Source organism: Delftia lacustris (assembly GCF_040267515.1).
GTDB lineage: Bacteria > Pseudomonadota > Gammaproteobacteria > Burkholderiales > Burkholderiaceae_C > Comamonas > Comamonas tsuruhatensis.
The window spans coordinates 933,051-947,642 of record NZ_CP141274.1 but is presented as its reverse complement, the minus strand read 5'-3'; the positions used below and the strand labels follow the sequence as shown (position 1 = coordinate 947,642).

The 14,592-nt window shown below is 69.1% G+C and carries 8 protein-coding genes and 1 pseudogene; 5 read left to right on the top strand and 4 right to left on the bottom strand.

All coding sequences use genetic code 11. The annotated features are described in order from the left end of the window. Positions 1-278 precede the first annotated feature (278 nt). From U6958_RS05770 to U6958_RS05760, 3 genes are all read left to right on the top strand, one after another. Entirely contained in the window at positions 279-2,810 is a 2,532-nt protein-coding gene (locus U6958_RS05770; protein ID WP_244160485.1) for a TonB-dependent siderophore receptor, read from the top strand. Between the two features lie 99 nt (positions 2,811-2,909). Further along, positions 2,910-3,512 (top strand): thiol:disulfide interchange protein DsbG, encoded by a 603-nt coding sequence (gene dsbG / locus U6958_RS05765; RefSeq protein WP_074922435.1) that lies wholly within the window; start codon positions 2,910-2,912, stop codon positions 3,510-3,512. A 58-nt stretch (positions 3,513-3,570) separates the two neighbouring features. After that, positions 3,571-4,248: a glutathione S-transferase family protein gene (locus U6958_RS05760; protein WP_244160486.1), complete on the top strand. Its 678-nt coding sequence runs from the start codon at positions 3,571-3,573 to the stop codon at positions 4,246-4,248. A gap of 24 nt (positions 4,249-4,272) precedes the next feature. On the opposite strand, the gene U6958_RS05755 is transcribed toward U6958_RS05760, so the two are convergent. The 3 genes and pseudogenes from U6958_RS05755 to U6958_RS05745 form a co-directional block, all read right to left on the bottom strand. After that, positions 4,273-5,754, bottom strand: coding sequence for an efflux transporter outer membrane subunit (locus U6958_RS05755; RefSeq protein ID WP_074922436.1), 1,482 nt, complete (start codon positions 5,752-5,754; stop codon positions 4,273-4,275). A 5-nt stretch (positions 5,755-5,759) separates the two neighbouring features. Then, a pseudogene (locus tag U6958_RS05750) lies at positions 5,760-8,910 on the bottom strand (multidrug efflux RND transporter permease subunit). Between the two features lie 26 nt (positions 8,911-8,936). After that, positions 8,937-10,157: an efflux RND transporter periplasmic adaptor subunit gene (locus tag U6958_RS05745; RefSeq protein ID WP_074922438.1), complete on the bottom strand. Its 1,221-nt coding sequence runs from the start codon at positions 10,155-10,157 to the stop codon at positions 8,937-8,939. A gap of 137 nt (positions 10,158-10,294) precedes the next feature. On the opposite strand from U6958_RS05745, the gene U6958_RS05740 reads away from it, so the two are divergent. After that, the gene (locus tag U6958_RS05740) at positions 10,295-10,861 is read left to right on the top strand and encodes a TetR/AcrR family transcriptional regulator (protein WP_016448405.1); all 567 of its coding nucleotides are present in this window, start codon (positions 10,295-10,297) and stop codon (positions 10,859-10,861) included. A gap of 144 nt (positions 10,862-11,005) precedes the next feature. Further along, on the top strand, positions 11,006-11,920 hold the full coding sequence (locus U6958_RS05735; protein WP_074922439.1) for a LysR family transcriptional regulator: 915 nt from the start codon (positions 11,006-11,008) through the stop codon (positions 11,918-11,920). Here the strand turns inward: U6958_RS05735 and acnD are convergent. Continuing rightward, on the bottom strand, positions 11,908-14,535 hold the full coding sequence (acnD, locus tag U6958_RS05730) for a Fe/S-dependent 2-methylisocitrate dehydratase AcnD (RefSeq protein WP_074922440.1): 2,628 nt from the start codon (positions 14,533-14,535) through the stop codon (positions 11,908-11,910). The two genes, U6958_RS05735 and acnD, sit on opposite strands and share 13 nt — an antisense overlap. Positions 14,536-14,592 lie beyond the last annotated feature (57 nt).

The following is a 14,592-nucleotide window of genomic DNA, read 5'->3' as shown; positions in this document are numbered from 1 at the left end:
CAACACAGGTTCGTGGTCTTCGCCAAAACCTCGTCTTGAACAGATAGGGACCGGATTTTTCCGGCACTCCCTCGGCTGCCAGCCAGCAGGGCCGAAGCAGGACTTCGCCCCCCAGCCAACGGCCGCAAACGCGGTGCGCCGCGCGCGCAGACCGGCGGGCTGGGCCTGGTGGCCGGGCCGGCATGGACTGGTGGGTATGCCGGGCAAGGGCCCGGGCCTGCGCGCACGGTGCGATGGGGGCGCATGGGCGCCGTGCAGACATGACGCAGGATTCAAACGTGAAGCGTGCAAGACAACTGAGAGGGGCCCTGGGGGGCCAGGGACTGACGGCGCAGACGCGCCACGACCAGGCGGGAGCACAGATGTGCACGGCACGCCAGGGCGCCATGGCGCTGCTGGTGGCCGGCGCGGTGGCAGCGATGGCGCTGCCTGTTCCATCGCAAGCGCAGGTACCGGCACAGGAGGCGCGTGCGCAGCAGTTGCCGTTCGACATTGCGGCCCAGCCGCTGGCCACGGCGCTGGGTGCGTTCGGCAAGCAGTCCGGGCAGCAGGTGCTGTTCGACGAGGCCGATCTGGCCGGGCGCAGCGCCCAGGCCGTCAAGGGCCGGTTCACGCCACGCCAGGCGCTGGAGCAGCTGCTGGGCGGCTCGGGCATGGCCGTGGCCACGGAGCGCAGCGGCGGCTTCACGCTCAAGCCCGCACCCCGGCCCGCGGCCGGCGCGCTGACGCTGGGCGAGGTCCACGTGACCGCGCAGGCCCTGCGCAGCACGGCCACCGAAGGCACGGGCGCCTATGCGGCGCGGGCCGTGAGCATCGGCAAGAGCGAGCAGGCGCTCAAGGACACGCCCCAATCCGTCAGCGTGGTCACCGACCAGTTGATGAGGGAGCAGAACATCACCTCGGTCTACGAGGCCCTGGCCAGCACCACGGGCATCACGCTGCTGCAAAGCCCGCAGGGCGGCAAGTACATCTATTCGCGCGGCCTGGACGTGACGGGCATGCAGTACGACGGCATTCCCGTGGAGCGCCTGTACGGCCGCGCCAGCAACTACGCAGGCAGCTCGGTCATCTATGACCGCGTGGAAGTGCTGCGCGGCGCCACGGGCCTGGTGCAGGGCGGCGGCGACCCCAGCGGCGCCGTCAACCTGGTGCGCAAGCGCCCCCTGACCGAGCCAGGCGTCAGCGTCATGGCCAAGGCCGGCTCCTGGGACCGCTATGGCGCGCAGATCGATGCCAGCGGCTCCCTCAACCAGGACGGCACGCTGCGCGGCCGCGCCGTGCTGGACCGACAGGACGAGCACTCCTTCATCGACTACGTGAACAGCAAGAACACCACGCTGTACGGCACGCTGGACTACCGGCTGTCGGCCGACACGCAGGTCAGCGTGGGCGCCAGCATCGAGAGCATGAAGGGCCGGCCCTTCATCTCGGGCCTGCCGCGCTACTCCACGGGCGCCGACATCGGCCTGCCGCGCTCCACCTTCCTGGGCGCCGACTGGAACCGCCAGGACAACAGCAACAAGGCCTTGTACGCAGACCTGTCTCACCAGTTCAACGACCGCTGGCGCGCCAAGGTCTCGGCCATCCACGTGCGCGAGGAGCTGGACATGAAGTACGCGGCCTCGCTGCGCGCGGTCAATCCCTCCACCATGCTGGGGGGCAACATCGCGGCCATGACCCAGGCGCGCATGAACGCCTCCGGCCTGGATGCCCACGTGACCGGCGACATCGATGCCTTCGGCCGCCAGCACGAGCTGGTGCTGGGCGCCACCTACAGCCGCTCGCACGCCAACCCCACCTACAACGCATTGACGGCGGCCAACCCCATCGATGTGACGGCGCCCAACGCCCACATTCCCGAACCCAGCGATGCCGCCCTGGCAGCCGTGTTCAACGAACAACGCAGGGCCATGGTGCAGCAGGCCGGCGTCTACGGCGCGCTGCGCCTGCAGGTCAGCGATCCGCTCAAGCTGGTGGTGGGCGGACGGCTGAGCAACTACAAGAGCGACTGGGACACCTACCTGCGCAGCACCGGCGTGCCCAGCTTCAACAGCACCCATCAGGGCAATACCCGGTTCATGCCGTTCGCGGGCGCCATCTACGCCATCAATCCGCAGTGGAACGCCTATGCCAGCTACGCCAGCATCTTCAAGCCCCAGACGCTGCTGAACGCGGCCGGCGAGAACCTCAAGCCCATCATGGGCGACACCTACGAGGTCGGCATCAAGGGCGAGCTGATGGACGGCAGGCTGAACACGTCGCTTGCGCTGTACCGCGTGAACCAGAACCACCGCGCCCAGGAGGACCTGAGCACCAGCCCCACCTGCCGCGACGGCTACTACTGCTACACCGACACCGGCAAGGTCACCAGCCAGGGGCTGGATGCCGAGGTCAGCGGCGAGCTGGCGCGCGGCTGGAAGCTGTTCACGGGCTACACCTACAACAGCAACAAGTACGCCCAGGACCTGAACAACCAGGGCAAGAGCTTCAACACCTACACGCCGCGCCACCTGCTGCGCGCCTGGACCACCTACCAGCTGCCCGGTGAGTGGAATGCCTTCACCATAGGTGGCGGCGTCAATGCCCAAAGCTCCAACTACCGCCAAGTCGGCGCCGTGGCCGTGCATGTGCCCGGCCGCGCGGTCTGGAGCAGCTATGTGCGCTATCGCATCAACCGCCAGTGGGAAGCGTCGCTGAACTTCAACAACATGTTCGACAAGACCTACTACGTCTCCGTGGGCAATCTGCTCAACAGCAGTCACTACGGCGATCCGCGCAATGTGATGCTGACGCTGCGTGGCTCGTTCTGACGGTCGGCCAGGGGGATGCGGCGGGCAGGACGTGCGGGCAATAGACTAGCCACCCTGCGAAACCCGCTGCCCCCTATTCAACCGTTTCAAGGAGTTCCCATGCATCTTCAACGCACCGTCCTTTTTGCAGGCATGGCTGCCAGCCTCTTTCTGGCGGCGGGATGGGCCACGGCCGCAGAAGGCCCTGCCACGGCCCAGGCGCCACAGGCCCAGGTCCAGGCCGCCAAGCCGGCGGGCGACACCGTGCAGGCGCAGCTGGAGGCCTCCACCTGGGTGCCCGATGGCAAGGCCGATGCGCCGCGCGTGATCTATACCTTCACCGACCCCAACTGCAAGTACTGCCACAAGTTCTGGGAGGCCGCGCGTCCCTGGGTGGACGCAGGCAAGGTGCAGCTGCGCCACATCCTGGTGGGCGTGATCCGGGACGACAGCCCGGCCAAGGCCGCCGCCATCCTGCAGGCCCCGGACCGCGCGGCCGCACTGATGGAGCACGAGAAGAAGTCCGCCCAGGGCGGCATAGCGCCCGCCTTCAGCGTCAGCCCCGACGTGCGCAAGACGCTGGAGGCCCACCGCAAGCTGATGATGTCCCTGGGCTTCCGTGGCACGCCGGGCATCGTGGTGATCGACAGCCAGGGCGGAACCAAGAGCTATGGCGGCATGCCGCGCGATGCGGCCCTGCCCGAGGTGTTCGGGGCGCTGTGAACGCGCTGCCGTGCACGGGACGCCAGGTGATGCCCACACCTCGGCAGCCACGAGTAGCATGGCCGGCAGGATCACCACTGCGGAGAACGCCACCATGCTCAAGCTCTACGGTTTTTCCAGGGTCAATGCCGGCGCACGCGGCCGCACGCGCGATCTGCGCGTGCTGTGGGCACTCGAAGAGATGCAGCTGCCCTTCGAGATCGCGGGCATGGACCATCCCGCGCACGACCTGAACACCGAGGCCTACCGCCGGCTCAGCCCCTTCGAGCAGATTCCGGCGCTGGACGATGACGGGCAGGTGATTTCGGAGTCGGCCGCCATCGTGCTGCATCTGGCCAGGAAGTGCGGCCGGCTGATGCCCTCCAATGCAAACGGCGAGGCCCAGGTGCTGCGCTGGTGCTTTGCAGCCATGAACACGGTGGAGCCGCCGCTGCTCAGCCTGATGGTGCTGGACTGGACGGCCGATAGAAGCTGCGGCAAGCACCGCGAATTCCTGGTGAGCTGGGCGCATCGCATGCTGGGCAACCTGGAGCGCTGGCTGGACGGGCGCCGCTTCATTGCCACCGACGAATTCACGGTGGCCGACATCCTGATGGCGCATGTGCTCGCCTGCATCCCGGACAGCACGCTGACCGCGCCCTGCCCCGCCGTGGTGGCCTACCGCGACAGATGCCTGGCCCGGCCCGCCTGGCAGCGGACCCTGGCGGCCTACAACGCGCGGGTGGAGGCGGCGTAGCCGGGGCCCAGGGCTGCTCGGTGCTCAGGGCTGCTGGACGGCCACCACAGGCTGGGACTGCGGTGGTGGTGGCGGCGGCGCCGTCCAGCTGCCGCCCAGCACGCGGAACAGCTGGGCCAGCGCCAACTGCCGCTGGGTCACGGTATCGATGTAGGCACTTTCATTGGCGAAGGCGTTGCGCTGTGCGTCCAGGTAGCGCAGATGGTCGTCCACCCCCGCCTGGTAACGGGCCTGCGCCAGCCGCAGGCTTTCGCGGCTGCTGTCGCGCAGCGCCAGGCGCGCGGCTTCCTCGCGGCGCAGCGTGTCGGTGGCGGCCAGGGCGTCGGCCACTTCGCGGAAGGCGGTCTGGATGGCCTGCTCGTAGGCTGCCACGGCCATGTCCTTGCGCAGCACGGCCAGGTCGAGGTTGGCGCGGTTGCGCCCCCCGTCGAAGAGGGGCAGCGTGACCTGGGGAGTGAACGACCAGGCGCGCTGGCCCGAGCGGAACAGGTCGGACAGATCGGCGCTGGACGATCCCAGGAAGCCGGTGAGCGAGATGCGCGGGAAGAAGGCCGCGCGCGCCGCACCAATGTCCGCGCTGCGCGCGCGCAGCCGGTGCTCGGCCGCCTGGATGTCCGGGCGGTGGATGAGCAGTTCGGAAGGCGTGCCGGCCGACAGATCCTGCAGCAGCATGGGCACGTCGGGCGACTTTGCCGACTGTGCAGACCCTGCGGACAGGTACGGCCCCAGATCCTCCACGCCCGTCAGCAGCAGCAGGGCGTTGCCGGCCTGGCGCAGTTCGCGTTCGCTGCGCTCCACGTCGGCGCGGGCCTGGGCGGCCAGGCCCAGGGCATCCTGGTGATCCAGGGCGGTGGCCGTGCCCGCCTGGCGCCGCTGCGCGGTCAGGCGCAGCGAGGATTCACGGCTTTGCAGCGTGCGCTGCGCCAGTTGCAGGCGGCGCAGGGCCCCGTCGCGGGACAGGTAGGCCTGCACCACCTCGGCGCCCAGGCTGATGCGGGCCGCGCGCGCGGCCTCTTCGGTGGCCAGGTACTCGCCCAGGGCGGCTTCGGACAGATTGCGCACGCGGCCGAACAGGTCCAGCTCGAAGGCGGCCAGCCCCAGGCCGGCCTGCCAGCTGCCCTGCACCTGCGGCTGGCCCGTGGCATTCATGTCGCCCGGCAGGCGCTGGCGCGTGCCGCCGCCCTGCAGGCCCACGCCGGGCAGGCGGTCGGCGCGCTGCACCTGGTACAGAGCGCGTGCCGCCTCCACGTTGAGCAGGGTCTGGCGCAGGTCGCGGTTGTGGGCCTGGGCCAGGTCCACCAGCTGGCGCAGCTGGCGGTCGGCGATGAAGCTGTTCCAGTCCAGCGTGGCCGCCGACGAGGACAGCACGGGCGCCGCATCCTGCTGCGGCCATTGCGTGGGAATGGGCGCCTGCGGACGCTGGTGGACCGGGGCGAGGGAGCAGCCCGCCAGCACCAGGCTGGCGGCCAGCGCACACAGGGCGCGTGGGAAGAAGTGCATGGACATGGCGCTTACTCGATGGGGGTTGCCGGGGCCTGCAGGGCAGGCGGGGTGCCGGCCGGCGCCTTGCGCCGGAACAGGGACAGCACCCAGACGAAGAAGACGGGAACGAAGACCACCCCCAGCAGCGTGGCCGACAGCATGCCGCCGATCACGCCAAAGCCGATGGCGGCCTGGCTGGAGGCGCCCGCGCCCGAGGCCAGCGCCAGCGGCACCACGCCCAGGATGAAGGCCAGCGAGGTCATGACGATGGGCCGAAAGCGCAGCCGCGCCGCCTGCAGCGCGGCCTGCGCCAGGCTGTGCCCCTGCGCATGCAGGTCCCTGGCGAACTCCACGATCAGGATGGCGTTCTTGGCCGCCAGGCCGATGATGGTGATCAGGCCCACCTTGAAGTACACGTCGTTGGACAGGCCCACGGCCGAGGTGGCAAGCACCGATCCCAGCGCGCCGATGGGCACGATCAGCATCACGGCGGCGGGAATGCTCCAGCTCTCGTACAGGGCCACCAGCAGCAGGAACACCACCACGATGGCCAGCGCGAACAGCTTGGGCGCCTGGGCACCGGCGGCTTTCTCCTGGAAGGACAGGGCCGTCCACTCGTAGCCTATGCCGCGCGGCATCTCGGCCATGATGCGTTCCAGCTCGGCCATGGCCTCGCCCGTGGTGTGGCCGGGCCTGGCGTCGCCCGAGATGCGGAAGGCCGGATAGCCGTTGTAGCGCGAGATCTGCACCGGCCCGCTTTCCCAGCGCACCGACGCAAAGGCCGACAGCGGCACCTGCTGCCCGCCGGCGTTGGGCACGTGCAGGCGCAGGATGTCCTCGGGCCGCGCGCGGGCCTGGGCATCGGCCTGCACCACCACGCGCTGCAGGCGGCCCGCGTTGGGGAACTCGTTGATCACGGCCGAGCCGTAGGCGGTGGACAGGGCCGTGTTGATGGCGCTGAAATCCACGCCCTGGGCCTGCGCCTTGCGCCGGTCGATGTCCAGCCGCAGCTGGGGCGCATCCTCCAGGTTTTCCATCATGGCGTAGGCAATGATGGGCGAGGCATTGGCCTTGGCCAGCAGCTGGTCGCGCGCGGCGATCAGCGCCTCGCGGCCCAGGCTGGCGCGGTCCTGCAGGCGCAGCGCAAAGCCGCCGGAGTTGCCCAGGCCGTCGATGGGCGGCGGGTCCACGGCCATGACGGTGCCGTCGGACAGGCTGGCAAAGCGCTGGTTGAAGGCCTGCACCTCGTCCCACGACGCCTGCCCGGCGCCGCGCACCGACCAGTCCTTGAGCGTGACGAAGGCCAGGGCCGCGTTCTGCCCCATGCCCGAGAAGCTGTAGCCCATCAGGAACTCGGCCTGGGCCGTGGCGGGGCGGCTCTGGATGTAGTCCTCCATGTCCTTGACCATGGCCTTGGTGCGCTCCGTGGTGGCGCCCGGCGGCAGTTGCACGCCGACGATGTAGTAGCCCATGTCCTCGTAGGGCACGAAGGATTCGGGCATGCGCGTGTACGCCACGCCCAGCCCGGCCACGATGGCGGCATACACCAGCATGCAGCGCCCGGCGCGGCGCACCAGCCGCTGGTTGAGCAGGTCGAAGCGCTCGGTCAGGGCCGCGAAGCGGCGGTTGAACCAGCCGAAGAAGCCCTTGCGCTCGGCGTGGTGGCCCTTGGCAACGGGCTTGAGCAGCGTGGCGCACAGCGCCGGCGTGAAGGTCAGCGCCAGCAGGCCCGAGGAACAGGATGGACACGGCCAGCGACAGCGAGAACTGCCGGTAGATCACGCCCACCGAGCCGCTCATGAAGGCCAGCGGCAGGAACACCGCCACCAGCACCAGGGTGATGCCGACGATGGCGCCCGAGACCTGCTGCATGGCCTTGACCGTGGCGGCCAGCGGCGACAGCCCCTCCTCGGCCATGAGGCGCTCCACGTTCTCCACCACCACGATGGCGTCGTCCACCAGGATGCCGATGGCCAGCACCATGCCGAACATGGTCATCATGTTCACCGAAAAGCCCAGCGCATACATCACGCCCAGGGTGCCGGCCAGGCACACGGGCACGACGATGGTGGGAATCAGCGTGTAGCGCAGGTTCTGCAGGAACAGCCACATCACCAGGAACACCAGCGCCACGGCCTCCACCAGGGTCTGGATGACCTTGCCGATGGCCACTTCCACGAAGCGCGAGGTGTCATAGGGCACGGCGTACTGGATGCCGGCAGGGAAGTTCTGCGACAGCTCGGCCAGGCGCGCCTTGACGGCCTTGGCCGTCTGCATGGCGTTGGCCCCGGGCGCCAGCTGCACGGCGGCGGCCACGCCCTGGCGGCCGTCCTCGCGCGAGGAAAAGCTGTAGTCCAGCTGGCCGACCTCCAGCCGCGCCACATCGGCCAGGCGCACGGCCGAGCCATCGGCCCTGGCACGCAGCACGATCTGGCCGAACTCCTCGGGCGAGGCCAGCGTGCCCTTGACGGCAATGGTGGCGCTCAGCTCCTGGCCGGGCCCTGCGGGCGAGGCGCCAAAGCTGCCGGCCGGCACCTGCGCGTTCTGGGCGGCGATGGCCGCGTTCACGTCCGCCACCGACAGGCCGTAGCCCAGCAGCTTGCCCGGATCGACCCAGACGCGCATGGCCACATCGGCCGCGAAGAACTGCACCTTGCCCACGCCGGGCACGCGGCGGATCTCGTTGTTGATGTTGCGCACGGCGTAGTCGGACAGGGCCACCTCGCTGCCGCTGCCGCTGCCGTCCTTGTAGGTCAGCGAGTAGATCATCAGGAAGTTGGCGCTGGCCTGCTCGACCTGCAGGCCCATCTGCATCACGGACGCGGGCAGGCGCGCCTCGGCCTTCTTGATGCGGTTTTGCACCTCCACCTGGGCCAGCGCGGGCTCGGTGCCCGGGGCGAAGGTGGCCGTGATCTCGGCCAAGCCCGTGGAGCCGCTGGAGGAGTCGAAGTACAGCAGCCCCTTGGTGCCGTTGAGCTCCTCCTCGATGACGCTGGTCACCGACTCCATCACCGTGGTGGCGGAGGCGCCCGGGTAGTTGGCGGTGATCGAGATCTGCGGCGGCGCCACGTTGGGAAACTGGGAGACAGGCAGCGCCGGTATGGCCAGCAGCCCGGCGAGCATGATGAAGATGGCCACCACCCAGGCGAAGTTGGGGCGGTTGATGAAGAACTTGGACATGGTCTATTCCTTGGGCAGGCGCCGGCTCAGTCGCTGGACGTGGCGGAGCTGCCGGAGGCGCTGAAGGTGCCGGACAGCCCCGCCGTAGGGGAGGCCGCGGCATCGGAAAGGGCCGTGACCTGAACCCGCGCCCCGGGCTGCAGGCCCGCCATGCGGCCCACCACCACGCGCTCGCCGCCCTTGAGGCCTGCGCTGATCTGCCACTGCGCGCCATGCATGGCCGCAGTCTGCACGGGGCGCATCTGCAGCGTGTCCTGGCCATCCACCACCAGCACGTGGGCCTGCCCGTCGGTGCTGCGCTGCACGGCCCGCTGCGGCACCAGGATGGCGGCAGGGTCCACGCCCTGGCCCACGGTCACGCGCACATACATGCCGGGCAGCAGCATGCCGTCGCGGTTGTCGAAGCGCCCGCGCAGCGCCATCTGGCCCGTGCCGCGGTCCACCGTCACATCCGAGAACAGCAGCCTCCCCGTGCGCTGCAGGCCCGTGCCGTCCACCTTCAGGGAGACCGGCATGCCGTCCTTGCCCTCCGTCTGTGCCAGGCGGCCCTCGGCCAGGGCCGCGCGCAGGCGCTGGGCTTCGGCCACGGGCTGCTGGAAGTCGGCATAGACCGGGTCGAGCTGCTGGACCAGCGCCATGGGCGTGGCCTCGCCCTGGCCCACCAGGGCGCCCTCGGTGACCAGTGCACGGCCGATGCGGCCCGCGATAGGCGCCCTGACCGTGGCGTATTCCAGGTTCAGCGCGGCCGCCTGCACCTCGGCCTGGGCGGACTGCCGCGCGGCCTGGGCCGCCTGCAGGCGGGCCTGCATGGCTTCGAAGTCCTGGCGGCTGACTGCCTCCTGCGCCACCAGCGGCGCGTTGCGGCCGACCACGGCACGCGCTTCGATCAGGGCCGCCTCGGCGCTGGCCAGCTGGCCCTGGGCGCGGGACAGGGCGGCGCGCAGGGGCGCCGGGTCGATCTGGAACAGCACCTGGCCGGCCCGGACGTCGGCGCCTTCCTCGAAATGGCGGCGCAGCACGATGCCGGCCACCCGCGCACGCACCTCGGCCACGCGCACGGGCTCGATACGGCCCGGCAGCTCGCTGGACAGGGCCAGAGGCGCGGGCTGCACGGTGACGGCCTGCACCACGGGCAGCGCGTCACCCGCTGCGGCCGGAGCCTCGTTGCGGCCGCAGCCCGCTGCCAGGGCGGCCAGCACCAGGGCCGCCAGCGGCAGGCCACGTCGCTTGTTCAGACGCATGCTCATGTTCACAACCTGATTGAGTTCGATACGAAGGCCGCGATGGTACATATCAGAATCAAATGAGTCAACATAGATTCATTTGATACTTTAAAACATCAACAGATAAAATCCCCGCACTTTCCAAGGAGGCATGACAAGCGATGACGAGCACCAAGCAAGAGGACGAAGGCAAGCTGCTGGGCGCACTGGCACTGGCGCTGCTGGACGATCCCAAGGCCAATCTGCAGGAGCTGGCACGCGCCATCGGCATCAGCAAGGCCACGCTCTACCGCTTCTGCCCCACGCGCGACCAGCTCATCGACCGGCTCATCGGGCATGCGGCCGACACCCTGTCGCGCGCCATGCGCGCGGCCGAGCTGGAGCGCCACGCGCCGCTGGAGGCGCTGCGCCGCCTCACCGCCCACTGCCAGGACCACCAGACGCTGCTGCTGTTCCTGATGTATTTCTGGCGCTCCGACATCTCGGTGGTCGGCCAGATAGAGAGCGAATGGGTGGCGGCCATGGATGCCTTTTTCCTGCGCGGCCAGCAGGCCGGCGTGTTCCGCATCGACATCACGGCTGCGGCCATGACCGAGCTGTGGCTGTCCATGGTCGTGGGGCTGCTGGATGCGGAGCGGCGCGGCCGTGTTGCGCGGGCCAGCGTGGCGGCCGTGATGGAGCAGTCCTTCCTGCACGGCGCCCTGCAGCCCGGCGCACCGGCTGCGTAGCACGCCGGGCGCCGATGGGGGAAACCGAGGTGATGAATGATGGTCATGCACTGCTTTCAATCGATGAAGGCAGCCATGGAATGGATCCACATCAATGAACTAGAATTTTTCTAGTTCAAAAATCCATGAATTTTTCTCACCAATATGCTCGAACGCACCCACCTCGCCATCGTCCGTGAAGTCGAAAAACAAGGCTCGCTGACGGCGGCGGCCGGCGTGCTGTGCGTGACGCAGTCGGCGCTGAGCCACAGCATGAAGAAGCTGGAGCAGCAGCTGGGCACGGACATCTGGCTGCGCGAAGGCCGCAGCCTGCGCCTGACGCAGGCCGGCCAGTACCTGCTGGCCGTGGCCCAGCGCGTGCTGCCCCAGCTGGACCTGGCCGAGGAGCGGCTGCGCCAGTTCGCCCAGGGCGAGCGCGGCGCGCTGCGCATCGGCATGGAGTGCCATCCCTGCTACCAGTGGCTGCTCAAGATCGTCGCGCCCTATCTGGCGAGCTGGCCCGATGTGGATGTGGATGTGAAGCAGAAATTCCAGTTCGGCGGCATCGGCGCGCTGTTCGGCTACGAGATCGACCTGCTGGTCACGCCCGATCCGCTGTTCAAGGCGGGCCTGGAGTTCGTGCCTGTGTTCGACTACGAGCAGGTGCTGGTGGTCTCCAGCGCGCATGCGCTGGCAGGGGCCGATTTCGTGGAGGCCGCCCAGCTCGCGCCCGAGGTGCTGATCACCTATCCCGTGCCCATGGACCGGCTGGACATCTACAACCAGTTCCTCATGCCGGCCGGCATCACGCCGCGCCGCCAGAAGGCCATAGAGACCACGGACATCATGATGCAGATGGTGGCCAGCGGCCGGGGCGTGGCGGCCCTGCCGCGCTGGCTGGTGCAGGAGTACGCGGGCAAGCTGGACGTGGTTCCCGTGCGCCTGGGCGCCCAGGGCATTGCCAAGCAGATCTTCCTGGGTGCGCGCGTGGCGGACCTGCAGACCGACTATCTGCAGGCCTTCATCGAGCTGGCGCGCCAGCCGCTGGCCGCCGGCACGCGCCCTGCTCAGGCTGCCTGAGCCTGCGCCAGGAAGTCCTGCGCGAAGCGCTGCAGCACGCCGCCCGCCTCGTAGACCGATACCTCCTCGGCCGTGTCCAGCCGGCAGGTCACGGGCACGCGCAGCGTCTGGCCGTTTCTGCGCTCGACCACCAGCGTGAGTTGGGTGCCCGGCGTGCGCTCGCCTTCCACGCCATAGACCTCCGTGCCGTCCAGGGCCAGGGTCTTGCGGTCGGTGCCCGGCAGGAACTGCAGCGGCAGCACGCCCATGCCGATGAGGTTGGTGCGGTGGATGCGCTCGAAGCCTTCGGCCACCACGGCCTCGACTCCGGCCAGCCGCACTCCCTTGGCCGCCCAGTCGCGCGAGCTGCCCTGGCCGTAGTCGGCGCCCGCGATGATGATCAGCGGCTGGCGGCGGTTCAGGTAGGTTTCCATGGCCTCCCACATGCGCACCACGCGGCCTTCGGGCTCGATGCGCGCCAGCGATCCCTTGTGCTGCACGCCGTCGATGACGGCCATTTCATTGACCAGCTGCGGGTTGGCGAAGGTGGCCCGCATGGCGGTGAGGTGGTCGCCGCGGTGGGTGGCGTAGGAGTTGAAGTCCTCCTCGGGCAGGCCCATGCGCGCCAGGTATTCGCCCGCCGCGCTGTCGGCCAGGATGGCGTTGGAGGGCGACAGGTGGTCGGTGGTGATGTTGTCGGGCAGCAGGGCCAGCGGCCGCATGTTGCGCAGCGTGCGCGGGAAGGCCGCCAGCGCGCCCACGCCTTCGGTATCCCAGTAGGGCGGGCGGCGGATGTAGGTGGACTGGGGGCGCCAGTCGTACTGGGGCCGTGCCTTGTCGCCATCGTCCTTGCGGATGGCGAACATGGGTTCGTAGACGGCGCGGAATTGCGCAGGTTTGACCGCTTGCTCGACGATGGCGTCGATCTCCTCGTCGGTGGGCCACAGGTCCTTGAGGCGGATCTCGCGGCCGTCCACCACGGCCAGCACGTCCTGCTCTATGTCGAAGCGGATGGTGCCCGCCAGCGCATAGGCCACGACCAGCGGCGGCGAGGCCAGGAAGGCCTGTTTGGCATACGGATGGATGCGCCCGTCGAAGTTGCGGTTGCCCGAGAGCACGGCCGTGGCGTAGAGGTCGCGCTCGACGATTTCCTGCTGGATCCTGGGGTCCAGCGCGCCGCTCATGCCGTTGCAGGTGGTGCAGGCAAAGGCGACGATGCCAAAGCCCAGTTGCTCCAGCTCGGTGAGCAGGCCGGCCTCCTTCAGGTACAGCTCCACGGCCTTGGAGCCCGGCGCCAGCGAGGATTTGACCCAGGGCTTGCGCGTGAGACCCAGGCGATTGGCATTGCGCGCCAGCAAGGCGGCGGCGATGACATTGCGCGGGTTGCTGGTGTTGGTGCAGCTGGTGATGGCCGCGATGATGACGGCCCCATCGGGCATCAGGCCTTGCGCCTCCTGGGCGCGGGCGGCCTGCAGCTTGGCCGCATCGGCAATGCCGCGCTCGGCCAGGGCCGAGGTGGGCAGGCGCCGGTGCGGATTCGAGGGGCCGGCCATGTTGCGCACCACGGTGGACAGGTCGAACTGCAGCACGCGCTCGTACTGGGCATCGGCCAGGCTGTCGCTCCAGAAACCTGCGGTGCGCGCATAGGCCTCGACCAGGCGCACCTGGGCCTCGTCGCGGCCGGTCAGGCGCAGGTAGGCCAGGGTCTGATCGTCAATGGAGAACATGGCCGCCGTGGCGCCGTATTCGGGGCACATGTTGGAGATGGTGGCGCGGTCGCCGATGCTCAGGCTGTCGGCGCCCTCGCCAAAGAATTCCACATAGGCGCCCACCACCTTTTGCTGGCGCAGGAATTCGGTCAGGGCCAGCACGATGTCGGTGGCGGTGATGCCGCCCTGGCGCCGACCCGTGAGGCGCACGCCCACGATCTCGGGCATGCGCATCCAGGAGGCGCGGCCCAGCATGACGTTCTCGGCCTCAAGGCCGCCCACGCCCACGGCGATCACGCCCAGGGCATCGACATGGGGCGTGTGCGAGTCGGTGCCGACACAGGTGTCCGGGAAGGCCAGGCCATCCTGCACTGTCACCACGGGGGACATCTTCTCCAGATTGATCTGGTGCATGATCCCGTTCCCTGCGGGGATCACGTCCACGTTGGCAAAGGCTTTTTTTGTCCACTCGATGAAGTGGAAGCGGTCCTCGTTGCGGCGGTCCTCGATGGCGCGGTTCTTCACGAAGGCATCGGGATCGAAGCCGCCGCACTCCACGGCCAGCGAGTGGTCCACGATGAGCTGCACGGGCACGACGGGGTTGACCTGGGCCGGGTCGCCGCCTTCGGCCGCGATGGCGTCGCGCAGGCCGGCCAGGTCCACCAGGGCGGTCTGGCCCAGGATGTCATGGCAGACCACGCGCACGGGGTACCAGGGAAAGTCGATGTCACGCCGGCGCTCGATGAGCTGCAGCAGGTAGCCGTGCAGCTGCGCGGGATCGGCGCGGCGCACGAGGTTCTCGGCGTGGACGCGGGCGGTGTAGGGCAGGCGTGCCCAGGCGCCGGGCGAGAGCGCATCGACGGCGGCGCGGGCATCGATGTAGTGCACCGTGGTGCCGGGCAGGGGTTTCTTGTGGGTGTGGTTCATGGGGCGGATGCAATGCGGGCAGGCCTGCAGCCCGCCCGCCAGGTTCAGGACAGCGGC